This window comes from Streptomyces sp. RG80 (assembly GCF_040446465.1).
Taxonomy (GTDB): domain Bacteria; phylum Actinomycetota; class Actinomycetes; order Streptomycetales; family Streptomycetaceae; genus Streptomyces.
Window position 1 is genome coordinate 160902 of record NZ_JBEAAJ010000017.1, and the last position, 23079, is coordinate 183980.

Annotated in this window: 19 protein-coding genes and 1 pseudogene; 9 read left to right on the forward strand and 11 right to left on the reverse strand. The window is 73.3% G+C overall.

Annotated features, from left to right (window positions below; all coding sequences use genetic code 11):
* The first annotated feature begins 29 nt into the window (after positions 1-29).
* Positions 30-1277 (forward strand): nitrate/nitrite transporter, encoded by a 1248-nt coding sequence (locus ABKA17_RS43755; protein ID WP_353698002.1) that lies wholly within the window; start codon positions 30-32, stop codon positions 1275-1277.
* A gap of 17 nt (positions 1278-1294) precedes the next feature.
* Complete coding sequence (locus tag ABKA17_RS43760; RefSeq protein ID WP_353698003.1) at positions 1295-1846, forward strand: hemerythrin domain-containing protein; 552 nt, start codon at positions 1295-1297, stop codon at positions 1844-1846.
* Between the two features lie 115 nt (positions 1847-1961).
* On the opposite strand, the gene ABKA17_RS43765 is transcribed toward ABKA17_RS43760, so the two are convergent.
* From ABKA17_RS43765 to ABKA17_RS43785, 5 genes are read right to left on the reverse strand one after another with little or no spacing between them, the layout of a single operon-like run.
* Positions 1962-3137, reverse strand: a complete 1176-nt coding sequence (locus ABKA17_RS43765) for an ABC transporter permease (RefSeq protein ID WP_353698004.1) — start codon at positions 3135-3137, stop codon at positions 1962-1964.
* Complete coding sequence (locus ABKA17_RS43770; RefSeq protein ID WP_353698005.1) at positions 3134-4303, reverse strand: ABC transporter permease; 1170 nt, start codon at positions 4301-4303, stop codon at positions 3134-3136. The genes ABKA17_RS43765 and ABKA17_RS43770 overlap by 4 nt, the downstream gene beginning before the upstream one ends.
* Before the next feature lie 6 nt (positions 4304-4309).
* On the reverse strand, positions 4310-5278 hold the full coding sequence (locus tag ABKA17_RS43775) for an ABC transporter ATP-binding protein (RefSeq protein WP_353698006.1): 969 nt from the start codon (positions 5276-5278) through the stop codon (positions 4310-4312).
* Positions 5279-5287: 9 nt separating this feature from the next.
* The gene (locus ABKA17_RS43780; RefSeq protein WP_353698007.1) at positions 5288-7621 is read right to left on the reverse strand and encodes a heavy metal translocating P-type ATPase; all 2334 of its coding nucleotides are present in this window, start codon (positions 7619-7621) and stop codon (positions 5288-5290) included.
* 27 nt (positions 7622-7648) lie between these two features.
* On the reverse strand, positions 7649-8536 hold the full coding sequence (locus ABKA17_RS43785; RefSeq protein WP_353698008.1) for a universal stress protein: 888 nt from the start codon (positions 8534-8536) through the stop codon (positions 7649-7651).
* A 307-nt stretch (positions 8537-8843) separates the two neighbouring features.
* Here ABKA17_RS43785 and ABKA17_RS43790 point away from each other — a divergent pair, with 307 nt between their 5' ends.
* Complete coding sequence (locus ABKA17_RS43790) at positions 8844-9722, forward strand: universal stress protein (RefSeq protein ID WP_353698009.1); 879 nt, start codon at positions 8844-8846, stop codon at positions 9720-9722.
* A 2-nt stretch (positions 9723-9724) separates the two neighbouring features.
* Positions 9725-12418, forward strand: a complete 2694-nt coding sequence (locus ABKA17_RS43795) for a cation-translocating P-type ATPase (RefSeq protein ID WP_353698010.1) — start codon at positions 9725-9727, stop codon at positions 12416-12418.
* A 60-nt stretch (positions 12419-12478) separates the two neighbouring features.
* Here the strand turns inward: ABKA17_RS43795 and ABKA17_RS43800 are convergent, their stop codons facing one another.
* The 3 genes from ABKA17_RS43800 to ABKA17_RS43810 all read right to left on the reverse strand — a co-directional run bounded on the left by ABKA17_RS43800 (position 12479) and on the right by ABKA17_RS43810 (position 14204).
* Entirely contained in the window at positions 12479-12802 is a 324-nt protein-coding gene (locus ABKA17_RS43800; RefSeq protein WP_502994538.1) for a response regulator transcription factor, read from the reverse strand.
* A 256-nt stretch (positions 12803-13058) separates the two neighbouring features.
* Positions 13059-13709 carry a CBS domain-containing protein gene (locus ABKA17_RS43805; RefSeq protein ID WP_353698011.1) on the reverse strand — a complete coding sequence of 217 codons (651 nt, stop codon included), beginning with the start codon at positions 13707-13709 and terminating at the stop codon, positions 13059-13061.
* Positions 13710-13739: 30 nt separating this feature from the next.
* Entirely contained in the window at positions 13740-14204 is a 465-nt protein-coding gene (locus ABKA17_RS43810; protein WP_353698012.1) for a Crp/Fnr family transcriptional regulator, read from the reverse strand.
* 211 nt (positions 14205-14415) lie between these two features.
* Between ABKA17_RS43810 and ABKA17_RS43815 the strand changes: the two genes are divergently transcribed.
* The gene (locus tag ABKA17_RS43815) at positions 14416-15339 is read left to right on the forward strand and encodes an amino acid kinase family protein (protein ID WP_353698013.1); all 924 of its coding nucleotides are present in this window, start codon (positions 14416-14418) and stop codon (positions 15337-15339) included.
* A 10-nt stretch (positions 15340-15349) separates the two neighbouring features.
* On the opposite strand, the gene ABKA17_RS43820 is transcribed toward ABKA17_RS43815, so the two are convergent.
* Positions 15350-17062, reverse strand: coding sequence for a SulP family inorganic anion transporter (locus tag ABKA17_RS43820; RefSeq protein WP_353698014.1), 1713 nt, complete (start codon positions 17060-17062; stop codon positions 15350-15352).
* A 234-nt stretch (positions 17063-17296) separates the two neighbouring features.
* On the opposite strand from ABKA17_RS43820, the gene ABKA17_RS43825 reads away from it, so the two are divergent.
* The 3 genes from ABKA17_RS43825 to ABKA17_RS43835 are packed head-to-tail and all read left to right on the forward strand — an operon-like array spanning position 17297 to position 20128.
* A complete protein-coding gene (locus tag ABKA17_RS43825) occupies positions 17297-18202 on the forward strand; it encodes a universal stress protein (protein WP_353698015.1) in 906 nt (301 codons plus the stop codon).
* Between the two features lie 25 nt (positions 18203-18227).
* On the forward strand, positions 18228-19250 hold the full coding sequence (locus ABKA17_RS43830; RefSeq protein WP_353698016.1) for a zinc-dependent alcohol dehydrogenase: 1023 nt from the start codon (positions 18228-18230) through the stop codon (positions 19248-19250).
* On the forward strand, positions 19247-20128 hold the full coding sequence (locus tag ABKA17_RS43835) for a universal stress protein (RefSeq protein ID WP_353698017.1): 882 nt from the start codon (positions 19247-19249) through the stop codon (positions 20126-20128). Before ABKA17_RS43830 ends, ABKA17_RS43835 begins: the two co-directional genes overlap by 4 nt.
* Before the next feature lies 1 nt (position 20129).
* Here ABKA17_RS43835 and ppk2 read toward each other — a convergent pair.
* Both ppk2 and ABKA17_RS43845 read right to left on the reverse strand, forming a co-directional pair.
* Positions 20130-20834: pseudogene (gene ppk2 / locus ABKA17_RS43840) on the reverse strand (polyphosphate kinase 2); the annotation flags it as partial.
* A 312-nt stretch (positions 20835-21146) separates the two neighbouring features.
* A complete protein-coding gene (locus ABKA17_RS43845) occupies positions 21147-21716 on the reverse strand; it encodes an Rv1733c family protein (RefSeq protein WP_353698018.1) in 570 nt (189 codons plus the stop codon).
* A gap of 290 nt (positions 21717-22006) precedes the next feature.
* On the opposite strand from ABKA17_RS43845, the gene ABKA17_RS43850 reads away from it, so the two are divergent.
* Positions 22007-23008, forward strand: a complete 1002-nt coding sequence (locus ABKA17_RS43850; RefSeq protein WP_353698019.1) for an Acg family FMN-binding oxidoreductase — start codon at positions 22007-22009, stop codon at positions 23006-23008.
* The last annotated feature ends 71 nt before the right edge of the window (positions 23009-23079 follow it).

Genomic DNA, 23079 nt, shown 5'->3' on the forward strand with positions numbered 1-23079 from the left:
GACCGCCGCGCACAGAGGGGAATGAGCCGATGCTCCAGCCTGCGAGGAAGAAGGACGACACACCGTCGCCGACCCCACCGGTGGCCCGCCAGGCGTGGCTGATGCTGGCGCTGGCCACGGTCGGCTTCGCCGTCAACTTCTGGGCATGGGCCCTGCTCAGCCCGCTCGGCCCCCGATTCAAGGACAGCCTGGAGCTCAGCTCCTTCCAGCAGTCGCTGCTGGTGGCGGTTCCGGTGGTCGTCGGCTCCCTGGGCCGCATACCGGTCGGTGCGCTGACCGACCGATTCGGCGGCCGGGTGATGTTCCCGCTGGTCTCCGCGGCCACGATCGTGCCCGTGCTGTATCTCGGTCTGTTCGGCCACTCCTCGCTCGGCTCGCTGCTGGCGGGCGGATTCTTCCTGGGCATCGGCGGTACCGCGTTCGCCGTCGGCGTGCCCTTCGTCAGCGCCTGGTTCCCACCCGAGCGCCGCGGCCTGGCCATCGGTATCTTCGGCGCGGGTATGGGCGGTACCGCCATCAGCGCGCTCACGACCGTGAAGCTGGTCGACGCATACGGCATGGCGAACCCGTTCCTGATCACGGCAGCGGTCCTGGCCGTCTACGGGGTGACCGCGGCGCTGCTGCTGCGGGACGCTCCTGGCCGCACGGTGCCCACCGAGCCGCTGACCCGACGACTGGCGGCAACGTTGAAGCTCGGCGTCACCTGGCAGGCATCCGCTCTGTACGCGGTCGCGTTCGGCGGCTACGTCGCCTTCTCCGTCTACCTGCCCACCTATCTCAAGACCGGCTACGGCCTCACCCAGGCCGACGCCGCCAACCGCATGGCCGGCTTCGTCCTGCTGGCGGTCGCCATGCGCCCCGTCGGCGGCTGGCTGTCCGACCGCATCGGTCCGGTGCGCGTGCTGAGTGTGGCCCTGACCGTGGTACTCGCCGGAGCCCTCACCCAGTCCTTGACACCGTCCCTGGCACCGGTCGGCACCCTCGCGTTCCTGGCCATGGCCGCGGCCCTCGGCGCGGGCAGCGGTGCGGTGTTCGCCCTGGTCGCCCTCCTCGCGCCGGCCAACAAGGTCGGCTCGGTCACCGGCATCGTCGGCGCCGCCGGCGGTCTGGGCGGCTTCCTGCCGCCACTGGTGATGGGCTCCCTGTACGGCACCTACGGCTCCTACGCCATCGGCCTGGTGCTGCTCGCCCTGGTGGCCGGTGCCGCACTGGCCTTCACCAGCACCGGCGTCCGCAGGGCCCTCACACGCCCTGCCCCCGCCGCACTGACCCACTGAGCCGGAGAGACCCCACCATGTGCGAATACTGCGGCTGCCAGGCGCTGGCGACGATCGACGAGCTGACCATGGAGCACGAGCGCGTCGTCACGCTCATCAGCCATGCGCGCGACGCCCACCGCGACGGCAGGACGACACGCATGGCGGAACTCGCCCGCGAGATCTCCGCCGTGCTGGGTCCGCACACCAAGGTCGAGGAGCAGGGCCTGTTCCCCGCCCTGGCCGCCGAGTTCCCGGAGAAGATCGCCGCGCTGGAGGACGAGCATCGCCGCGTCGAAGCCGTGCTGGCAGAGGCGGACGGACCGTTCCTGGCCGACCCCACCTGGCCGGACCGCTTGATCGAGACCCTCACCCTGCTCCGTGAGCACATCCTCAAGGAGCAGGACGGCGTCTTCCCCGCCGCCCTGGCCAACCTCAGCATCGAAGAGTGGGAAGCCGTCGAGGCGGTCCGTGTCGGTGTGAGTCCTCCCTCCCGACCCGCGGAAAAGCCGGTGGCGCCACTCGCCGGGCCCCGCGTTCGACAGCGGGAGAAGGTCATGCCGACTCCGAAGGGGGCGGGCGCCCCATAGCGAGGCCACCAAAGCGGTAATGAAGGGGCGCTGTACTGGCCGTGCGCCGAGACCGAGAGTGGATGGCGCCGCGGGGTCGGTGCCGCGTCTCCAGGAGTGTGTCCGCCCCGGCCGGTCAGATCCCGGGGCCGGCCGTCAGCCGGTGCCGCAGGGCCAGCGAGGCGAGCGTCACGAGCGCCACCGCGAACGCGGCCAGGACGGCCAGGTCACCCAGGATCGCCGACAGGTCCCCGCCCCGGGAGAGCAACGTCGTCCACGCGTCGACGGCCCAGGCGTGCGGCACCGCGTGCCCGGCGGCGCGCAGCCAGTCGGGGACCAGGGCCAGCGGCCACATGCAGCCACCCAGCATGCCCAGCCCGATGCCGAGCGCGGGACCGATCGCGTGCACCTGCTCCGGCGTGCGGAACAGGGCCCCGGCGAGCACCCCGGCGCCGGTCCCCACCAGCGCCCACACGGCGATCAGGGCACCGGCGGCCAGTGGGTCGCCCCAGGCCACGTCGAAGGCCAGGGCGCCGATACCGACGATCAGCAGGGACTGCAGGACGGCCAGCGCGAGATAGGCGACGGTCTCGCCGAGCACCAGCGTGCGGGCGGGGACGGGTGCCGCGAGCGCCCGCGCGTACACCCCCGTCCGCCGGGTCTGCACGATGGTCGCGCCGCCCGCCAGCGCGTTGATGAAGACGAACAGCACCAGCATGGTCGGGGTGCTGTAGCTGTAGCCGAGCGGCAGGAACTCGCTCTGCCCGTCCACCGTTTGAGCCTGTACGGCGATGGGGGCCGAGGCTTGTTCGGCGCCGCGGGCGAGGGCGAGGTTCTCGTCGAAGGTGCCGCCCGCCTCCGTCTTCGCGAAGTGGGCCGCCTGGAGCCGCGCGGCGTGCTCGGCCACCACGGCCGACACCGACGACACGGCCCCGTGCCCCGCGCTGCCCGAGGGCTCCACCAGCACCCGCACGGTGACGGTACGGCCCGCCCGGGCGTCCGTGTCGAGACCGGCGGGCACCACGACGACCGCGTCCAGTTCGGCGCGGCGCAGCGCGGTCCGGGCGTCGGCCACGGTGTCGTACGGACGGGTGCGCAGCCCCGGCGCGTTCTGGAGGCCGGTGGTCAGCTCCTGGGCCACCGGCCCCGCCTGGGCGGCGCGGACGAGCCCGATCCGGAACTGGTCGAAGCCACTGACGGTCACCCCGATGACGACGATGATGGCGACCGGCAGCAGCACCATGAAGAACAGGGCCGTGCGATCGCGCAGCACACGGGTGAGGGTCGCCCGGGTCACAGCGAGCGCGGTCATGTCGTCCTCCTCAGCCTGAGGAGCAGAGCGGTGAGTGCGGCCACGGCCAGCGAGAACGCGGCGATGCCCAGCAGCGGCATGCCGACCGCGGCCCAGCCGCGCACCCCGGTGCCCAGGTCGGTGAAGCCGCGCAGGGCCCAGCCGTTGGGCGTGAACAGGGCGAGGCGGCGGATCGTCGGGGTGGTGCCGGAGGCGAAGACGAAGTTGCCGCCGAGCAGCACGAGGGCGAAGACGAGGATCGACGCGAGCCCCTGCGCCTGCTGTTCGGTCCGCACCAGCGCGATGACCAGCGCCGTCAGACACACCACGCACACCGCCATGGCCACGCTCAGGGCCGCGACGCCCAGCGGATCCGCCCAGCGGGCGCCGAACGCCAGCCACGACACCAGCGTGATCGTGGCGAGCCCGGCCAGGCTGTACACGAACGTCGACAGCGACTTGCCGAGCAGCAGCGCACCCCGCCCGACGGGGGCCGCGGCGATCCGGTCGAGGGTGCCCTGCTGCCGCTCGATGAAGTAACCGCGAGCTCCGAAACCGACCGAGAAGAGCACGAAGAACATGCCCATGCTCGGCCCGAAGTAGCTGATCACCTTCAGCGGGTCGTCGGGCAGCCCTTGTGCCCGCACCTCTTCCGGCAGCCGCAACAGGGCGGCCTTCGCGGCGAGTTCGGACACCTCTCCGGGCGCGGCCCCCGCTGCGACGGCCGTGGCGACCGACAGCCGGTCGGCGTTGACCTGTGCGACGTAGGACTCGGTCACCGCGCGGGCGAGTTGGGCCTGGAGGCCGAAGTCGATGCTGTCCAGGACCTTCACCGGGGCGGTGGTGCCGCCGTGCAGAGCCTGGGTGAACCCTTCGGGGACCACGATCGCCGCGTGCACCGTGCCTGCGTCCACCGCGCGGCGGGCGGCGCTCTCGTCGGCGTAGGAGCGGATGTGGACCGTGCCGGAGAGCTCCGGGCTCTTGAGTACCTGGGTGAGCCCGGTGGCGGCCGGTCCCCGGTCCAGGTCGACCACGCCGATGTTCGCGCGGAACTCCGAGTTGTTGTTGAACGCCAGGGCCATCAGGGCGGAGATCAGCACCGGAGCCAGAAACACGATCACCCAGGCCGACCGGTCCCGCAGGCGTTGCCTGAGGTCCTTGGCGGCGATGGCGAATACGACACGCACGGTCGCTCACTCCCTCAGTGCGGTGCCGGTCAGATGCAGGAACACCGCTTCCAGGTCCGGTTCGTCGATCTCCACGGCGCGGATGTCCACCCGCTGTTCGCGGGCGAGGTCGAGCAGGTCCGGCAGCAGGCTGCGGGCGTCCTTGACGACCAGTTCCACCACGTCGCCGTGGTCACCGGTGCGAGCCGCGCCCTCCACGCGGGCCAGCGCGCGGCAGGCTTCCGCGTACCGCGTGAGATCGCCGACGGCGGTGAGCCGGACCCGGTCGCGTTCGGCCACCAGCGCCACCAGTTCGCGCGGGGTGCCCTCGGCGACGAGCCGGCCGCGGTCGATGATGCCGACGCGGTCGCAGAGCCGTTCGGCCTCCTCCATGTAGTGCGTGGTGTAGAGGACGGCCATGCCCTCCTCGCCGAACCGGCCGACGCTCTCCAGGATCGCGTGCCGGCTCTGCGGGTCCACGCCCACCGTCGGCTCGTCCAGGACCAGCAGCGTCGGTGAATGCACCAGCCCCGCACCGATGTTGAGGCGCCGCCGCATCCCGCCGGACAACGAGTCGACGCGGTCGCCGGCCCGGTCGCGCAGCTCGACGAGGTCAAGGACCTCGTCGACCCGCCGGTCCAGGTCGCGGCGGGAAAGCCGGTAGAGACGCCCGAAGAAGCGGAGGTTCTCGCGGACGCTGAGGTCCGGGTAGAGCGCCACGTCCTGCGGGACGAAGCCGACCAGCTGCTTTCCCGGACCGGCGGACGTGGTCATCGGCCGGCCCGCCACGCGGACCGTCCCGGCGTCAGGGGCCAGCAGCCCGCACACCATCCTGATCGTCGTGGTCTTGCCCGCGCCGTTCGGGCCCAGCAGACCGTAGGTCTCGCCCGGCGCGATGCGCAGGCTGACGTCGTCGACGGCGGTACGGTCGCCGAACCGCCGCACCAGGTGCGCGCAGTCGAGCACGGCGTCGGTCTTCCCCACCGGGGTGTTCATGGCATCACCTCATGGCGCGAGGGAGAAGTAGTTCTCCTCCTCCTGTGTGAAGTGCAGGCGCAGTACGGTGTGCAGTCCGTACAGGCAGGCGCGCAGGTCGTCGAGCTGCTCCGGGGCCGGTGTCCCGTCGGGGCCGGCCAGTGCGAGGTGGGTGGCGATGCGGCGGGCGAGCCGGTCGATCTCCGCGTGGGCGCGGCTCATCGGCGCGGTCGCCTCGGGGCCGCCGAGCGTGGGGGCGAGCGCCGGGTAGAGCTCGTGCTCCTCCGCGTGCTCGTGCGGCAGCAGCCGCTGGGTGAGCAGCCGGTGCACCTCGGTCACGGCCGCCAGAGACGCGGCGTCCGTGTCGTTCGAGAGCCGGTCGGCGGCGTCCCGCACGGCGTCCAGCACGTCCTGGAGGTCGTCGTGCTCGGCGGCGAAGCGGTGGATCAGCGTCTCGGCGGCAGGGGTGAGCGCGGGCCGGTCGGGGCGGTCGTCGCGCAGGGCGCGCAGCGCGTTGAGGATCACCGCGACGTCGATGCCCTCCTGGAGCAGCGCTCCGGCGGCGGGCGGGAGCAGCCCGAAGGCGGCCGTGGCCATCGCGGCGAGCGAGAGGACCATCCCGCCCAGGGCGCTCTGCACGGCGATGCGCCGCGACCGGGCGGCGATGAGGACCGCGTCGGCCAGCCGGTCCACCCGGTCGGTGGTCAGCACCACGTCAGCGGCCTCGGAGGAGGCGGTGGAGCCGTGCGCGCCCAGCGCCACTCCGATGTTGGCGGCGGCGAGGGCCGGGGCGTCGTTCACGCCGTCGCCGACCATGACGGTGACCGCCTGGTCGCGCTCGGCGCGGACCGCCCGCACCTTGTCCGCCGGAGAGAGTTCGGCGTGCACCTCGTCGAGGCCCAGTACGGCGCCGATCTCACGGGCGGGCTCGGCGCGGTCACCGGTGAGCATCACCAGCCGTCGGATGCCCGCGGCGCGCAGCTGGCGCAGGGTGCGCGGCGCGTCGGGGCGCAGCGGGTCGCGCAGCAGTACGGCGCCGACCGGATGGGCATCGACGGTGAGCCACACGACGGTCGCCCCGTCGAGGGCGGCCCGGTTGTTGACCGCGCCGGTCCAGCCGGGCCTCGCGGTATGAACGTCCAGGCGGCCCACGGCCATCCGGCGTCCCGCGACAGTGCCGAACGCCCCCCGGCCGGGCTCCTCCGACACATCGGCGGGCGTCGACAGACGCAGGCCGCGCTCGCGGGCCGCGTCGACCACGGCTCGGGCCAGGACGTGCGGCGAGTACTGGTCGAGGGAAGCGGCCAGGCGCAGCACCTGCGATGGCTGCCAGCCGGGCGCGGCGACCACGTCCAGGACCCGCGGGCGCCCGGCGGTGAGGGTGCCGGTCTTGTCCAGGAGCAGGGTGCGGGCCCGGCCGAGGCTCTCCAGCGCGCCGCCGTCACGGACGACGACACCGATCCGAGAGGCCCGCGACAGCCCGGAGACCACGGCCACCGGCGCCGCCAGCAGCAACGGACATGGCGTCGCGACGACCAGGACCGCGACCGCCCGCACGGCGGAACCGCTGACCAGCCAGGCCAGTCCGGCCGCCGCCACGGACAGCGGCAGGAACCAGGCGGCGTACCGGTCGGCCAGGCGCACCACCGGAGCGGACTCCGCCTGGGCCTGCCGGGCCAGCCGCACGATCGCGGCATACGTGCTGTCTTGCGCCGCCGCCGTGGTCCGCAGGTCGAACGCCCCGCCCGCGTTGACCACCCCGCTGCGCACCGCCTCGCCCGGCGAGCGGCGCACGGTCAATGGCTCGCCGGTGAGTACCGACTCGTCGAGCTCCGCCGGGGAGCCGACCACGCGGCCGTCCACGGGGACGACCTCGCCGGGCCCGACCACGAGCAGATCACCTACGGCGACCTCGTCCAGCGGCACTGTGTCGACGGTGCCCGCGGTGCGTCGACGGGCGGTACGGGGCGCGTGTTCCAGGAGGGCACGCAGATCGCGGGCGGCCCGCTGCTGCGCTGCGGCCTCCAGGGTGCGGCCGGTGGCCAGCATGAGGGCGATCAGAGAACCGGCCAGGTACTCACCCACGGCCAGCGTGCCGCCGAGCGCCAGGACCGCGATCAGGTCCACTCCCGCCCGGCCGCGCCGCAACGCCTCCAGCACCCAGCCCACCGCCGGCACGACGGCGACCACGGTGCCCAGTGCCCAGCACAGGTTCGCGAGGGATTCGGCGCCCGCCAGCCGGAAGACGCCGCCGACGGTCAACGCCACGGCGGTGTCGGCCAGTAGGAGCATTTCGAGCACCGGCAGGCGCAGCAGCGCGGTCGGCAGTCGGCGCAGCCGCCCGGTGGCACGCGTGAGGTCCATGACGCCCCTCTCGGAGCCGAAGGCTCGTCAGTCGTGCGGTACGACGGCGACGGGGCACGGCATGTGGTGCAGGGCCGCGTGTGCGACGGGGCCGAGCTTCCAGGTGGCTGGGGACGGGTGCCGGCGGCGGCCCACGACGGTCAGTCCGCCGTGCGTGGAGGCCGACAGCAGGGCCTGGGCCGCGGTGCCCCGGACGACCTGCCCCGTGAGCGGCACGTCGGGGAACTTCTCCCGCCAGGGACCTAGCGCGACGGCGAGCCGTCCGCTCTCCTCCGCCTCCCAGGCCTCGGCGCCCGCCTCCGTCATGGCGTGCGGATGCGTCATCAGCGAGGACGGGGGCAGCGCCCGCACGGCGAGCACGCGTCCACCGCGGGCCCGGGCGGTGCCGAGCGCGAACTCCAGCAGCGGAGCGGCGAAGGAGCCGTTCTCCTGCACACCGACGACGACGGTGCCCCGGTCGCCTGCCGTGGCGTGCCGCCACCCCTCCTCGACGGTGGGATCGCCGGCCCGGACGGTCACCGCGGGGCACCGGGCGAGGCCCAGCACATGCAGGCTGATCGAGCCGAGCAGGAAGCTCGCCACCGAGCCGTGGCCACGGGAGCCGAGCACGAGCATCGTCGCGGTCTCGCCCGCGGACAGCAACGCCTTGGCGGCGGGCTCGGACACCAGCTCCGTGGTGATCTTCAGTTCCGGGTGCCGATGGAGCAGTTCGGTCTCGGTCCGGTACAGCACCTGACCGCCGTAGCGCTGCTTGCTCAGGGCCTCCTGAGGGATCGGCACATTGAGCGGCTGGGTGGTCCAGGAGTGCAGCAGGAGCAGTGGCAGGTGCCGGTCCAGGGCCTCCTGGGCCGCCCACCACGCGGCTGTCACGCTCGCGGGCGATCCGTCCAGACCGACGACGACGGGTCCGGTCATGACACACCTCCGGTGTCGGCGCGGTACGCCCTGCCGAGCTGCCGCGCGGATGCTCCCCTGCGTCCAGCGTCGGCGCCGGGTGAGGGGTGCGGCGAGGGCCGGACGGGGCGGTCCGGGGGCCCGGACGGCCCTGTGCCAGAGACGGGCGGCGGCGCCAGGCTGGAAGCACAGGCGAGAGACGAGGTCCGTCGGGCCGGAGCAGCCGAGCGGGTGCCCGGTCGCGCGGTGGTGCCCTCGCCCCGTTCCGCGCGGACCGAGAGGTCGTGCCGCTCACAGTGGACCGCGCGACCCGGAGAAGGGGAGAGCGATGAACGGTCCGGTAGTCGTGGGAGTGGACGGTTCGCCGTCGAGTATGACGGCCGTCGAGGTCGCGGCTCGGGAGGCAGCGCTGCGCGGGGTGGGGCTGCGGCTCGTGCACGCCTTCGGCTGGCCCGCCGCGCATGTACCGCCCGGCGCGCCTTGGAACCCGACGGGTCCCGGCCTGCGCGAGCTGATCGACGGCCCCCTCACCGAGGCCGAGCGGCGGGCCCGTGCGGCCGCGCCCGGCATCGAGGTGAGCCGTGACGTCGTGGTCGGCGAACCGGTGATGGTGTTGGAGATCGAGTCGCGGACGGCGCCGCTGGTCGTGGTCGGCAGCCGGGGCCTGAGCCGGTTCGGCAGCCTGCTGCTCGGTTCCACGGCCGGTCATCTCGCCGCCCACGCCGCCTGTCCGGTGCTGGTGGTACGGGGCAGGACGCAGCCGGCGGGTCCGGTGCTCCTCGCCGTCGACGGTTCCCCCGCCTCGCGCGGGGCCGTCGAGTTCGCCTTCGCGCAGGCGTCCCTGCACGGCATGGACCTGATGGCGCTGCACGCCTGGCACACTCGCACCGAACGTGCCTACGACGGTCCCGCCGATCCGCCCTTCGTGACGTACGACGAGGACCGGCTGCGCGACGAGGAGGAGCGGGTGCTCACCGAGGCGCTCGGCGGGCTGGGCGAGAAGTACCCCGATGTCGCCGTGGACCGCAGGCTGGTGCGTGGCCGGATCCGGCACACCCTCGTCGAGGCCACCGCGGAGGCCGGGCTCGTCGTGGTCGGGGCGCGTGGTCTCGGCGGGTTCGGCGGGCTGCTCCTGGGCTCGGTCAGCCAGGCCGTGCTGCACCACGCGCACTGCCCGGTCGTCGTCGTCCGCTCGGGGGAGGAGTGACCATGGGCGCCCACCTGACGACGGACGCCGTCCCGGACATGCACCAACTGGAGCCCGCCAGGGCCGCCGAAAGCCTCGGCGTCGACCCGGCGACCGGGCTGAGCTCGCGGGAGGCTGCCGAGCGGGCGGAGACCTTCGGGGCCAACCGGCTGGCCGAACCGGCCCGGCGGCCCGAATGGCTGAAGTTCCTCGACCAGTTCCGCAACTGGCTCATCGGCATCCTGCTGATCGCCGCCGTCGTGGCCGGAGCCATCGGCGACATCAAGGACGCCCTGGTCATCACCGTGGTGCTCCAGATCAACGCCGTGCTCGGCTATCTCCAGGAACGACGTGCCGAGCGCAGCCTGGAGGCGCTGCGCAGGATGCTGGTGCCCACGGCCCGCGTCCGGCGTGACGGCGAGGAACGCGTCGTGGAGGCGGCCGGCCTGGTGCCCGGCGACGTGGTGGTGCTGGAGGCCGGGGACCGGGTGCCCGCCGACGGGCGGCTGGTCGTCGCGGAGTCGGTGGAGGTCGCCGAGGCGGCCCTGACCGGCGAGTCCCAACCCGTCGCCAAGAGCACCGCGGCGACCGGTGCGGTGCCGCTGGCCGAGCGCACCGGCATGCTGTTCATGAACACCGCGGTGACCCGGGGCCGGGCCGAGATGATCGTCACGGCCACCGGTATGCGCACCGAACTCGGCTCCATCGCCGAGGCGTTGCGCACCGGTGAGGAGCCGGCCAGCCCCCTTCAAATCCAACTGGACAGCCTGGGGCGCCGGTTGGCGCTGCTCAGCGGCATCGCCGTGGTCGCCTACGCGCTCGTCGCCCTGATCGAGGGGGAGTCGCTCGCCGACATCGCCCTGCGTGCCGTGGCGCTGGCCGTCGCCGCGATCCCCGAAGGGCTCCCGGCCGTCCTGGCGTTGACCCTCGCGCTCGGCGTCCACCGCATGGCGCGGCGCGGCGCCATCGTCAAACGCCTGGCCTCGGTGGAGGCGCTCGGCTCCGCGACAGTGGTGTGCAGCGACAAGACCGGCACGCTGACCATGAACGAGATGACCGCACGCGCCCTGTGGAGCGCCGGGAGGCTCCACGAGGTCACCGGCGAGGGCTACGGCACCGAAGGCGCCGTGCGCGGCGCCGAGGGCCGCTCCGCCCGACTCCTGGACGCCGTACTGCCGTTCGCGATGTGCAACGACGCGCACCTGACCGACGACGGGTTCGTCGGCGACCCGACCGAGGCTGCCCTGATCGTCCTGGCCGCGAAGGCCGGCATCGACGCCGACCTGCTGCGGACCGAGACGCCGAGGGTGGCCGAGCTGCCCTTCGACGGTGCCACGAAGTACATGGCCACCTTCCACGCCGAGCCCGACGGCCGTACCCGCGTGTACGTCAAGGGCGCGGTGGACGTGCTGCTGGACCTGTGCGCCGAGACGCTCACCGGGGACGGGGTGCGGGCGCTCGACGCCGGCCGCCGCGAGGAGATCCTTGCCGTGACCGCCGAACTGGGCGGCTCCGGGCTGCGGGTGCTCGGGGCGGCCACCGCTGTCGTCGAGGGCCGCCCCGACCCGAACGACCTGCCCCCGCTGACCCTGGTGGCGGTCGCCGGCATCGCCGACCCGCCGCGTCCGCAGGCCCGCGAGGCGATGGCGCTGTGCCGGTCGGCGGGCGTCGCCGTGAAGATGGTCACCGGCGACCACGCCGACACCGCCGCGGCGATCGCCCGCGAGCTGGACATCGACGGGGACGTGGTGACCGGCGCCGAGCTGGACCGGATGTCGGACGACGAACTCGCCGCCCGGATCGACGGCATCGGGGTGTTCGCGCGGGTCGCCCCGGAGCACAAGGTGGTGATCGTGCGCGCCCTGTCGAGCCGCGGCCACATCGTCGCCATGACCGGCGACGGGGTCAACGACGCGGCGGCGCTGCGGGCCGCGCACATCGGCGTGGCGATGGGGCGCGCGGGCACGGACGTGGCCAAGGAGGCCGCCGACGTGGTCCTCACCGACGACGACTTCTCCACGATCGTGCGGGCCGTCCGCGAGGGGCGGGCGATCTACGACAACATCGTGAAGTTCGTCCGCTTCCAGCTGGCGACCAACGTCGGCGCCATCCTGACGCTGCTCGGCGCGTCCCTGGCCGGTCTGCCCGCTCCGCTCACCGCGGCCCAGCTGCTGTGGATCAACATCATCATGGACGGGCCGCCCGCGATGGCCCTGGCCGTCGACCCGGCCCGCGACGATGTGATGCGCCATCCGCCGCGCGACCCGCGGGAGCGGATCCTGGACGCCCGCCGACTGACGGCGATCACCCGGGCCGGTGCGGTGATGGCCGTGGGCACGGTGGGGCTCCTTGCCCTGGCCCGCGAACAAGCGGGCACGGACACCGCGTTGACCATGGCGTTCACCACGTTCGTCCTGTTCCAGCTGTTCAACTCGCTGAGCGCCCGCGCGGACAACGGCCCGCTGCTGGGCCGGCACCAGTTCCGCAACCGGACCCTGTGGCTGTGCCTGGCCGGTGTGCTGGCCGTCCAGGTCGTCGCCGTCCATGTCTCCTGGGCGCGCACCGTGTTCGGCACCGTGCCGCTGACCGCGGGCCAGTGGGCCCTGTGCGCGGGCACCGCGGCGACGGTCCTGCTGGTGGAGCTGGCCGTACGGCTGGTCCGGCGACCGCGACCCGGCACGGGAGCCCGTGAGCTCACCCCCAAGCCCAAGGGGTGAACACGTGCGAGGCCACGCGCACCGTGTGCGCGTGGCCTCCAGCGGTCGGTGGCCCCGGCGTCACCGCGACGGGCGGTCCCCGGTCGTCGCGGGATGCTCCAGGTGGGTGGCCAGTACCGCGGCCTGGACGCGGCGTTGGACGCCCAGCTTGGCCAGGAGACGGGAGATGTGGTTCTTGATCGTCTTCTCGGACAGGTAGAGCCGCTTGCCGATCTCACGGTTGGTCAGGCCGTCGCCGATCAGGGCGAGGATCTCCCGCTCGCGCGGTGAGAGGCCGACCAGCTCGGGCGCCTCGGCCGGGGCTTCGCCGGGCTCGGTGCGCAGCGAGCGCATCAGCCGGGCCGTCGTCGCCGGGTCGAGCATCCAGCAGGTCGCACAGGCCACGCCGGACGACCTCGTGATCGTCCAGCAGGAAGACGCGGATCGGGTCCTGTGCCGAAAAGGTGCGTGCCTCGGTCATGTCGACCCCTTGTGCCCCGGTGGAGCGGCGGACTGCGGGCCGCCGTGTCAACGATCGTCACTCGCCGGCAACGAATGCACTAGGGCCGACCGGCCCCACTCACACACGGTGACCACGCGGCGAACCCAGTCGCCCGGGCGGCCGGGAGACTGGGTTACGGGTGAACGGGGAGGCCGGGGATCAGCCGCGGCCCTCGTCGAGCTCGAACTCGATGTCCACGACGCCCTCCACCGCACGCACCAGCCGCGCGGCCACCGGCACCAGGGACTTGTCCCGGACCCGGCCGCTCAGCCGGACGACGCCCTCGCCGACCTCGACCCGGACCGCGGAGGCCGCGGTGGGGAAGAGATAGGCGACGACCTCCCGCCGAACCTCCTCGGCGATGTCCTCGTCGGGCCTCAGGAACACCTTCAGCAGGTCCGCGCGGCTGACGATCCCCGTCGGCCGGCCGGTGTCGTCGACGACGGGCAGTCGCTTGACCTTGGCGCGTGCCATCGTCCGGGCGGCCTGCGCGAGTGTCATGCCGGGCTCGGCGGTGAGGGCGGGGGAGGTCATCAGCTCGCCCGCGGTGACCGAACCGGCCTTGGCGAGGTCGGACAGCCGGCGCAGCTGCGTGTAGCGGTCGGGGTCGCTGTCGCGGAACTCCTCCTTGGGCAGCAGATCGGCCTCGGACACGATCCCGACGACCCGGCCGCCGCCGTCCACCACGGGCAGGGCGCTGACCTTGCGGTCCTGCATGAGGCGCACGATGTCCTTGAAGGCGGCGTCGAGGCCGACGGTGGCCACATCGGAGGTCATGACGTCACTGACGATGTGCGGGGAACCGGACACGGGATGCTCCTTGGGTCGGAAAAGGTGAGGTCAGCCCCGGATTCCGCTGCCGTAGGGGCCGTACAGGTCGAGCAGCCGGGTGCGGGCGGCCTGGAGTCGGTGGGCGACGACCTCGCCCACCCAGCGGGCGATGCTCCGGCCGAACGCGGGGTCGTCCTGGCACAGCGCGCGGACCGCGTCGGCGTCGAACTCGTAGGCCCGCACCGGCGAGGCGGTTCCCGCGCCCAGGTGCCAGGCGTACGGGGCGTACAGCCAGGACCAGCCGATGAGGTCGTTGTGCCCGAGGGACTCGATGACGGCGGCCCGGCGGCCGGGGACGCGCATGTCGAGGTCGACCGTGCCGGTCCGGATGATCCAGAACCGGTCGGCGCGCGCACCCTCCTCGAAGAGCCGGACGCCCTCGGGGAACGACACCTCACGGGCGATCCCCATCAGGCGGTCCCGATGCTCGGCGGGCAGCGCCCGCGGCATGCTCGTCTTGGCGGGAGCGTTCATGACGTGCCTCCAGCGAATCGCGCCTCCGGGAAGGCGTAGGGAGCTGTCACCTCCAGCGTGGCCGCCCGGCACCCGGCCCGGCCATGGGCCACCCGGCCCCGGTGCGGGGCCGCCCGGCGGCCCGCCGATGCCGTTCAGCACCCTGCGACGGGCTGGCGGGACGCCGTTCGATGGGGGCGGGAGTCCACTTCTCGGGCACAAGGAGCCGAGCATGCGTATCGTCGTCGCCCTCGGGGGCAACGCCCTGCTGCGCCGCGGTGAACGGCCCGGCGCGGACGTCGAGCGGACGAACGTCGTCCGGGTCGCCACCGCCGTCGCCGCCCTCGCCCACGAGCACGACCTCGTCGTGACCCACGGCAACGGGGCCCAGCTCGCCCTGCTCGCCGCCGAGAGCACCGCCGACCCGTCGCCCGGCACCCCCTGTCCGCTGGATCTGCTCGGCGCCCAGACACAGGGCCTGATCGGCACCCTCCTGGTGCGCGGGCTGCGGGACGCGCTGCCCGGACGGCGGGTGGCCGCGCTGGTCACCCACACCCAGGTGCGGGCCGACGACCCCGCCTTCGGGCGCCCCACCGCGCTGGTCGGGCCGGCCTACCCGCCCGAGGTCGCCGACTTCCTGGCGTCGAAGCACGGCTGGCGGATGGCCGAGGCCCCGGGCGGCCGACGGTGGGTCGTCGCCGCTCCGAAGCCCGAGCGGATCCTGGAGTGCGACACGGTCCGGGTCCTGCTGGAGACGGGGACCGTGGTGGTCTGCGCGGGCGGCGGAGGCATACCCGTCGTCTCCGACCGGGCGACCGGCGCGCTGAGCGGTGCCGAGGCGGTCGTCGACCGGGACCTCGCCGCCGCCCAGCTGGCCGAGGACCTGAAGGCCGACTTCCTGCTCCTCCTCACCGACGTCCCCCACATCTACGCCCGGCACGGCACCCCCGACCGGCAGCCCGTCCTCGACGCCACGCCCGCCGAACTCCGCGCCGCGCACTACGCCGCCGACTCGATGGGCCCGAAGGCTGAGGCCGCCGCCCGGTTCGTCGAGAGGACAGGCCAGCTTGCCGCGATCGGGGCGCTGGACGCGGCGTACGAGATCGTCCACGGCCGCTCCGGCACCCTGGTACGGCCGGGCCTTCCCGTCGTCTGAACCTGATCGGTCAGTGCTCGCGGCACCAACTCCGGTACGCCGCCACGGCGGTCGGCAGGGTCGGGAAGATCCGCTCCCTGCCCACCGACTCCACCAGCCCGTACGCCTCCAGGTCGTCCAGCAGATCCTGCTTGACCCGGGCGAGGGCGAACACGATCCCGCGGTGGGTGAGTTCGCGGCGCAGGTCGTCGACCGCGTCCAGGGCGGTGATGTCGACCTCGACGTTCGCCTCGGTGTTGAGGACGAACCAGCGGACGGGGCCGGTCTGTTGGTCGACGGCGGCCAGGGCGCGGCGGTGGAAGTCCTGTGCGTTGGCGAAGAACAGCGGTGAGTCGTAGCGGTAGACCAGCAGCCCGGGGATCGTCCGGGCCTGCGGATAGTCGTCCACGTCGTGCATGCCGGCCACCCCGGGCACCACCCCCTCCACCGCGTCGTGCGGGCGGGCGACCCGGCTGAGCAGTTCGGCGACGGACAGGCCGACGGCGACCAGCACGCCGTACAGCAGATCCAGCGCGAGCACCCCGACCAGGCAGCCGACGGACAGCAGCAGTTCGCGGCGCCGGAAGGCGGCCAGCCGGGCGAAGCCCGTCAGGTCTATCATGCGGACCGCCGCGTAGACGACGAGCGCGCCGAGCACCGCCGACGGCATGCGGGTCAGCAGCGGGCTGAGGAACAGCAGGACGGCGAGCACGGCCGCCCCCGCGATCAGTGAGTACGCCGGGCTCTTGGCGCCTGCCGAGGCGGCCAGCGCGGTACGGCTGGCGCTGCTGCTGACCGGGAAGCCCTGGAGCCAGCCGGACCCGAGGTTCACCGCGCCCAGCGCCAGGAACTCCTGGTCGGCGTCGAGCGGACGGCTCCGCTCGTCCTGGCCGGCGAAGGCGCGTGCGGTGAGGATGACGTCCGTGTAGGCGACGAGGAGGACGCCCAGGGCGGGCAGCACCAGGGGCGGCAGTTCGGTGAGGTCCGGTGCCGCGACCGCGGGCAGACCGGAGGGGACCTCGCCGATGACCTTGATGCCGTATCGGTCGTCGAGGTCCAGGGCGGCCACGGCCGCGGTGCCGAGCACCACCAGCAGCATCGGGCCCGGCACTGTGCGGAACAGGCGCGCCACCGTGAACAGGAACGCCACCGCGATCGCGGAGAAGACCGTGGTGGCCGGGTGCGCCGACGGCAAGTCGGTGACGAACGACCACAGTTGAGGGAAGAAGCGCGAGCCCTCCGTGTCCACGCCCGTCAGTTTCGGTAGCTGGTCCACGATCATGATCAGGGCCACGCCCGCCAGATAACCGATCAGGACCGGCCGGGACAACAGATCGGCGACGAACCCGAGCCGCAGCAGCCGGGCCGCCAGACACAGCAGCCCCACGGTGACCGCGAGCGTGGCGGCCAGCGTGGCGTAACGGTCGGGATCGGCGCCGGCCAGGGGAGCCACCACGGCCGCCGTCATCAGCGCGGTCGTCGACTCGGGGCCGACCGACAGCAGCCGGGACGAGCCCAGCACGGCGTACAGGCCGAGCGCCGGCAGGATCGCCCACAGCCCGGCGACCGGCGGCAGCCCCGCCACGCCCGCGTACGCCATCACCTGCGGCACGAGATACGCGGCCACGGTCACCCCGGCCAGCAGATCGCCGCGCAGCCAGGAGCGGCGGTAGCCGATCAGCGCGGCGAGACCGGGTGCGTGGCGGCGCCACGCCGACCGGATGTCGCCCGAGCCGTGGGTCATGGGGCTCCTTTCCCTGCTGTCCTCAGCGTTTCCCGAGACGGCCGTGATCGCTTGGCCGAGGAGTACAGATTGGGCCGCGCGGGCCCGCGCGGGAAGAGGCCGACCAGCCCCGGGGGAACCGACGGGCACCACGGATTTTGGGCCGGTCGGCCCCGGTCGGGGACCTGCGGCCCCTGCACCTCGCGTGCCTGGCGGGACGAGGCTGAAGCCACACACCGATCAGGAGGCAGAACCATGGTGCGCACCGTTGTCGCAGGTCTCGACGGCTCCGCAGAGAGCCGGGCCGCCGCCGAATGGGCGGCCCGCGAGGCGAAGCTGCGCGGCCTGCCGTTGAAGATCGTCCAGGTCTGGGAGCCCGTGCCGGACCCCATCGCCCAGGCGCCCCTGCTCGGTGCCGAGACCCAGCAGCACTGGACCGAGCGCATCCCGCGCGAGGCCGCCCAGGGCATCCGGGCCCGGCACCCCGGCCTCGAGGTGACCATGGAGCAACTGACCGGCGGGCCCGCAGAGGTCCTCACCAAGGTGGCCGAGGACGCCGAACTCCTGGTGCTCGGCTCCCGCGGTCTGAGCGGCATCGGCGGGTTCATGATCGGCTCCGTCGGCCTGTCCGTCGTCGCGCACGCCGAACGGCCCGTTGTCCTGGTCCGCGCCGGGGAACAGGCCGCCGACGAGCACGAGAACGACCCGGCCGGCATCCCGTCGGCCGCCACGCCGTTCCGGCCTGTCGTCCTCGGCCTCGACGCGCACAAGCCCGACGAGACGGTGATCGGGTTCGCCTTCGAGGAGGCCGCCCGGCGCTCGACCGGACTGCGGGCCCTGTACGGGTGGAATCTGCCGCCGTACTACGTCTACGGACTCTCCGTCGACCTCGACCTGCACGCCGAGATCTCCCGGCAGCAGGCCGCGACGCTGACCGAGGCGCTGCGGCCCTGGCGGCAGAAGTACCCGGACGTCGAGGTCACAGAGGAGTCCCGGTCCGGCAGCCCCGGCAACCAGCTGGTGGACGCCGCCCGTGAGGCCTCCCTGGTCGTCGTCGGCCGCCGCGTCCGGCGCAGCCCGCTCGGCGCCCACATCGGCCCCGTCGCCCACGCCGTCCTGCACCACGCCGCGGCGCCGGTCGCGGTCGTCGCCCACAACTGACGTCAGTCACCGAGGAGTTGACCCCATGAAGGCAGCCGTCGTACGAGCATTCGGCAAGCCGCTCGTCATCGAGGAGCGCCCCGACCCCGAGCCCGGGCCCGGCCAGGTCCGTATCCGGGTCGAGGCCTCCGGGCTGTGCCACACCGACATCCACGCCGCCCACGGCGACTGGCCCGTCAAGCCGAATCCGCCGTTCGTACCGGGCCACGAGGGCGTCGGCCTCGTCGAGAAGCTCGGTGACGGCGTCACCCACCTCAGCCTCGGTCAGCGCGTCGCGGTGCCCTGGCTGGGCAAGGCCTGCGGGCGGTGCGAGCACTGCCTGTCCGGCTGGGAGACCCTGTGCGAGCAGCAGATCAACACCGGGTACGGCTGCGACGGCGGTTACGCCGAGAAGATGCTGGCCTGGGCCGACTTCGCGCAGCCGGTGCCCGAGGGCGTCAGCGCCGTCGACGCCGCCCCGCTCACCTGCGCCGGTGTCACCACGTACAAGGCACTGAAGGTCGCCGGAGTCCGGCCCGCACAGCTCGTCGCTGTCTCCGGTGTCGGCGGACTCGGTCACCTCGCCGTGCAGTACGCGAAGATCGCCGGTGCCACCGTCGCCGCGATCGACGTCACCGACGACAAGCTCGAACTCGCCGCCGAGCTCGGCGCCGACATCGTCATCGACGCCCGCAAGGAGGACGTGGGCGCGGTGCTCAAGAGCCACGGCGGCGCCCACGCGGCGATCGCCCTTGCCGTCAACGAGGACGCCTTCGCCGCCGTCAACTCCGGGCTGCGGCGCGGCGGGAAGCTCGTCATGGTCGCGCTTCCCGCGCACGGCACGATCCAGGTACCGATCTTCGACACCGTCCTGAACGGCACGAGCGTGATCGGTTCGATCGTCGGGACCCGGCAGGACCTCACCGAGGTCTTCGAACTCCACGCGGCCGGCCGGACCCGGGTCATCAGTGAGACCCGGCCGCTGGAATCCGTCAACCAGTCCATCGAGGACGTCCTGCGCGGCCAGGTCACGGCACGCGTCGTCTTCGACCTCGGAACAGGGAGGTGAGCACGGTGGAACTGCCCGTCGTCGTCGGTGTCGACGGCTCCGAACCGAGCCTGCGCGCCGCGGACTTCGCGGCCGACGAGGCCGCACTGCGCGGGGTGCCGCTGCGGGTGGTGTACGCCTGCCGGTGGGACCGCTACGAAGGCGCCGCCCTCGCCCACGAACTCGGCAAGCCGTCCGAGGAAGTGCTGCCCCAGGACGTGGTCGCCGGCGCCACCCGCCGCGTCCACGCCCGGCATCCCGATCTGAAGGTCAGCACCGACGTGGTGTTCGAGGAGCCCGAGTACGTCCTGGTCCACGAGGGTCGCAACGCGTCCGTCCTGGTGGTGGGCAGCCGCGGCCGGAGCGGCATGGCGGAACTCCTCCTGGGCTCGGTCAGCCTGACGGCCGCCGCCCACGCCGACTGCCCGGTGATCGTCTTGCGCGGCAACCACGACAACCGGGCCTCCCGAGGCCGCGAGGGACGCGTGGTCGTGGGGGTCGGCGAACACCCGCAGGAGCGGGTGGCGCTGCGCTTCGCCTACGAGGAGGCCCGGCGCCGCGGTGTCCCCGTGGAGGCCGTACGGGCCTGGCGGTGCCCCGCGCACGAGAGCACCGACCACCCGCTGCTGTCCGACGCCCCGGCCCGGCTCCACGAGGAGCAGGCCGAGAAGGTCCTCGCCGAGGCCCTGCGGGACGCCCCGCCGGACGTCGAGGTGCGCCGCCGTACCGTCGAGGGACCCGCCCGCCGGGTGCTGATGGACGCCGCGCACGGCGCCGACCTGCTGGTCGTCGGGGCCGAGCGGCGCAGCGGGCTCATCGGGCTGCAGCTGGGCCGCGTCACCCACACGGCACTGCACCACTCGCCCTGCGCGGTGGCCGTCGTACCGCACCGGGCGTGAGTCACAGGCCCGCCGCGTGATCCGGGACGTGCTTCTGGAGATCACGCGGCGGGCGCCCGTACCCGGTCGGCGGCGGCCGCTTCGGCAGTTCCGGGACCGGCGGCGGTACCTCGTGGTAGGGCACCGAGTCCAGCAGATGGGCGATCGTGTTCAGCCGGGCGCGCTTCTTGTCGTCGCTCTCCACGACGTACCAGGGCGCCTCGACGACGTCGGTGTGGACCAGCATCTCGTCCTTGGCGCGCGAGTACGCCTCCCAGCGGCTGATGGACTCCAGGTCCATCGGGGACAGCTTCCAGCGCCGCAGCGGATCCTCCAGGCGGCGCCGGAACCGCTCCTGCTGCTCGGTGTCGCTCACCGAGAACCAGTACTTGCGCAACAGGATCCCGTCCTCGACCAGCATCCGCTCGAAGACCGGGCACTGGCGCAGGAACAGCTGGTACTCCTCCTTGGTGCAGAAGCCCATCACGTGCTCGACGCCGGCCCGGTTGTACCAGGAGCGGTCGAACAGCACGATCTCCCCGGCGGCCGGCAGATGCTCGACGTAGCGCTGGAAGTACCACTGGGTGCGCTCGCGTTCGGTCGGCTCGGGCAGCGCGGCGATCCGGGCGACGCGCGGGTTGAGATGCTCGGCGACCCGCTTGATGGTGCCGCCCTTACCGCGCAGCAGCCGTCCGACCACGTTTCGGGCCCCGCGCGCCGGGGACCAACGGCTCTGTCGGTTCGGGCTGGTCGCCCCCGCGGGCGCCGTACGGAACGTGGCCGGACAGCACGGGGCGGGTCGCATGACGGCCGCTGTCCGGTGGGGTGGTTCTGGACGGGTGCCCAGCGGGAGGCGGCGGAGAAGGGTACGGCGGTCCGGGGCGGAAGCCCTGTTCGGCGGAAGGCACCCGCAGGTGGGGTCCGTCGGTCAGGGCACGCTCACGGGCGGGCACCCTATCGGCGGCGGCGTGCTCCCAGGGGCCGATTCACCGGTCAGGTGATCGTGGGCGAGGTGGGCGCCGTCTCGGGTGCGGGTCGGTCAGCCCGTCTTGTGGCCCCAGTTCGGGCCGACCAGGTCCCACTCCCTGCCCCACTGGTCGATGCGGCGCCGCTCCAGCCGCCAGCGGGCGAGGCCGCCGGCGCCGAACGCGAGGCCCGCCGTGGCGAGGGCCGCCAGGGCTCCCAGGAGGGCGGCCTCGATCGCCGCCTCCGTCGGGTCGGGTGGAGTGGTGGTCGGCTCGCCCTGTGCGTTCGTCCAGAGGGTGAGGCCGGCTCCGGCCTTCTTGCCGGGGGCCACCAGCGTCTTGTCCGTGTGGTCGGTGCCGCTCTGGTCGGTCCAGCGGACCTTCGCCAGGACTCGGTAGCTGTTCGCGGCGGCCTGCGGGGTGTCCGTGACGAGCACGGCGTGCACGGGTGTGCGCTCGGCGCGATGCTGGGCGAAGGACTTCTCCGCCGCGTGCGCCGTCACGGTCCCGGCGAGGGTGCCGCCCAGGACCACGAGCGCCCAGACGGCCAGGACGACCCAGGCCTCCAGCACGTCGTCGCGTCGGCGCAGAGGGTTGCTCCGCCACCGCCACAGTGTCTTCTTCGTATGCCTGCTGCCACGCATCGTCCTGCACCTCCTCGAAGTGGTCACCCTCAGGACGGTGACAGCCGGGAGCACGCGGTGACAGGGGCCGAACAGACGGCGCCGCGGGGCCGACCGGGACCAAGTCCGAGGCGGAGATGGGCCTTTCAGCCCTGGAGGGTGCGCCTGCCGGACGAGAGCCACGGCACGGGGCAGCCGTGCCCTGATCGGCCTCCCACGCGGGACCAACGGCCCCTCACCACGCCCGCGCCACGCTCCCATCCTCGAAGGACACCGGTATCCGTCCGACGCCCGCACGGAAGGAGGACACCATGCGAACGGCACCTCTCGACGCCTCCACCCTGGAGTCCTGCATGTCGGCCGCCGTGGCCGCTCCGTCGTTCTTCAACACCCAGCCGTGGCGCTTCCGGCTGGACCCGGAGACGAGCGCCTTCGAGGTGCGCGCCGCTACCGAACGGAGCCTGCGCCACGCCGACCCCGTCGCCCGCGCCCTGCATCTGTCGGTGGGCGCCTCCGTGTTCAACCTGCGCGTCGCCGTGGCCCACTTCGGCTGGTCACCCGTCGTACGGCTGCTGCCGCGGCCCGAGGACGCCGGCCTGCTCGCCACCGTGCGGCTGACGGGATCCCACAACCGGCACAGCGCGGAGTACCGCACCGACCTCTACCCCGCCATCTGGCGCCGGCACAGCAGCCGCTTCCCCTTCGCCGCGCGGCCCGTCCCGCAGAACGCGCGCGCCGAACTGACCGAGGCGGCGCACACGGAAGGCGCCGCGCTCATCTTCCCCGAGGCGGAGGAGACCGGGCGATTGCTGCGTGTGACCGCGGAGGCCGAGCGGCGCAACCGGGCCGACCCCGACCGCGGTGCGGAAAGCCGCCGCTGGGTGCACGTCGACCCCCACGACCCCTCCGACGTCGGTCTGCCGCAGACGGCGCTCGGTCCGCAGGACGCGCGAGAACGCATCCCCATGCGGGACTTCACCGCGCAACGACACCCCGAACGGTTGCCCGCCCAGGACTTCGAGACCGGCCCGGCCATCGCCCTGCTGACGACCGGCCACGACCGCCGCGCCGACTGGCTGCGCGCCGGACAGGCACTCGAACACGTCCTACTGGTGGCCACCGTGCACGGGCTGCGCGCCTCCCTGATGCACCAGCCGCTGGAGTGGCCCGACCTGCGCCGGGAACTGAGCCCCGACCCCGACCACACCGGCCACGCCCAGCTCCTGATCCGCCTCGGGTACGGCCCCGAGGGCCCCGCCACGCCACGGCGCGCCCCGGACGAGGTCCTCGACAGGGAGCCGCCGGCCCCGTGACAAGGCTTCCGGCCGCGATGCCCTCCAGGCCGAGCCGTACGACCGTGTGGGCCGGGTCGGCGGGGCCGGAC

What these genes read in the sequence shown, in the direction of transcription:
- ABKA17_RS43845 (WP_353698018.1), bottom strand. Translation starts at nt 21,716, where the DNA reads ATGCGTGGCAGCAGGCATACGAAGAAGACACTGTGGCGGTGGCGGAGC.
- ABKA17_RS43755 (WP_353698002.1), top strand. Translation starts at nt 30, where the DNA reads ATGCTCCAGCCTGCGAGGAAGAAGGACGACACACCGTCGCCGACCCCA.
- ABKA17_RS43775 (WP_353698006.1), bottom strand. Translation starts at nt 5,278, where the DNA reads ATGAACACCCCGGTGGGGAAGACCGACGCCGTGCTCGACTGCGCGCAC.
- ABKA17_RS43765 (WP_353698004.1), bottom strand. Translation starts at nt 3,137, where the DNA reads ATGACCGCGCTCGCTGTGACCCGGGCGACCCTCACCCGTGTGCTGCGC.
- ABKA17_RS43810 (WP_353698012.1), bottom strand. Translation starts at nt 14,204, where the DNA reads ATGAACGCTCCCGCCAAGACGAGCATGCCGCGGGCGCTGCCCGCCGAG.
- ABKA17_RS43790 (WP_353698009.1), top strand. Translation starts at nt 8,844, where the DNA reads ATGAACGGTCCGGTAGTCGTGGGAGTGGACGGTTCGCCGTCGAGTATG.
- ABKA17_RS43830 (WP_353698016.1), top strand. Translation starts at nt 18,228, where the DNA reads ATGAAGGCAGCCGTCGTACGAGCATTCGGCAAGCCGCTCGTCATCGAG.
- ABKA17_RS43795 (WP_353698010.1), top strand. Translation starts at nt 9,725, where the DNA reads ATGGGCGCCCACCTGACGACGGACGCCGTCCCGGACATGCACCAACTG.
- ABKA17_RS43780 (WP_353698007.1), bottom strand. Translation starts at nt 7,621, where the DNA reads ATGGACCTCACGCGTGCCACCGGGCGGCTGCGCCGACTGCCGACCGCG.
- ABKA17_RS43785 (WP_353698008.1), bottom strand. Translation starts at nt 8,536, where the DNA reads ATGACCGGACCCGTCGTCGTCGGTCTGGACGGATCGCCCGCGAGCGTG.
- ABKA17_RS43760 (WP_353698003.1), top strand. Translation starts at nt 1,295, where the DNA reads ATGTGCGAATACTGCGGCTGCCAGGCGCTGGCGACGATCGACGAGCTG.
- ABKA17_RS43825 (WP_353698015.1), top strand. Translation starts at nt 17,297, where the DNA reads ATGGTGCGCACCGTTGTCGCAGGTCTCGACGGCTCCGCAGAGAGCCGG.
- ABKA17_RS43850 (WP_353698019.1), top strand. Translation starts at nt 22,007, where the DNA reads ATGCGAACGGCACCTCTCGACGCCTCCACCCTGGAGTCCTGCATGTCG.
- ABKA17_RS43815 (WP_353698013.1), top strand. Translation starts at nt 14,416, where the DNA reads ATGCGTATCGTCGTCGCCCTCGGGGGCAACGCCCTGCTGCGCCGCGGT.
- ABKA17_RS43820 (WP_353698014.1), bottom strand. Translation starts at nt 17,062, where the DNA reads ATGACCCACGGCTCGGGCGACATCCGGTCGGCGTGGCGCCGCCACGCA.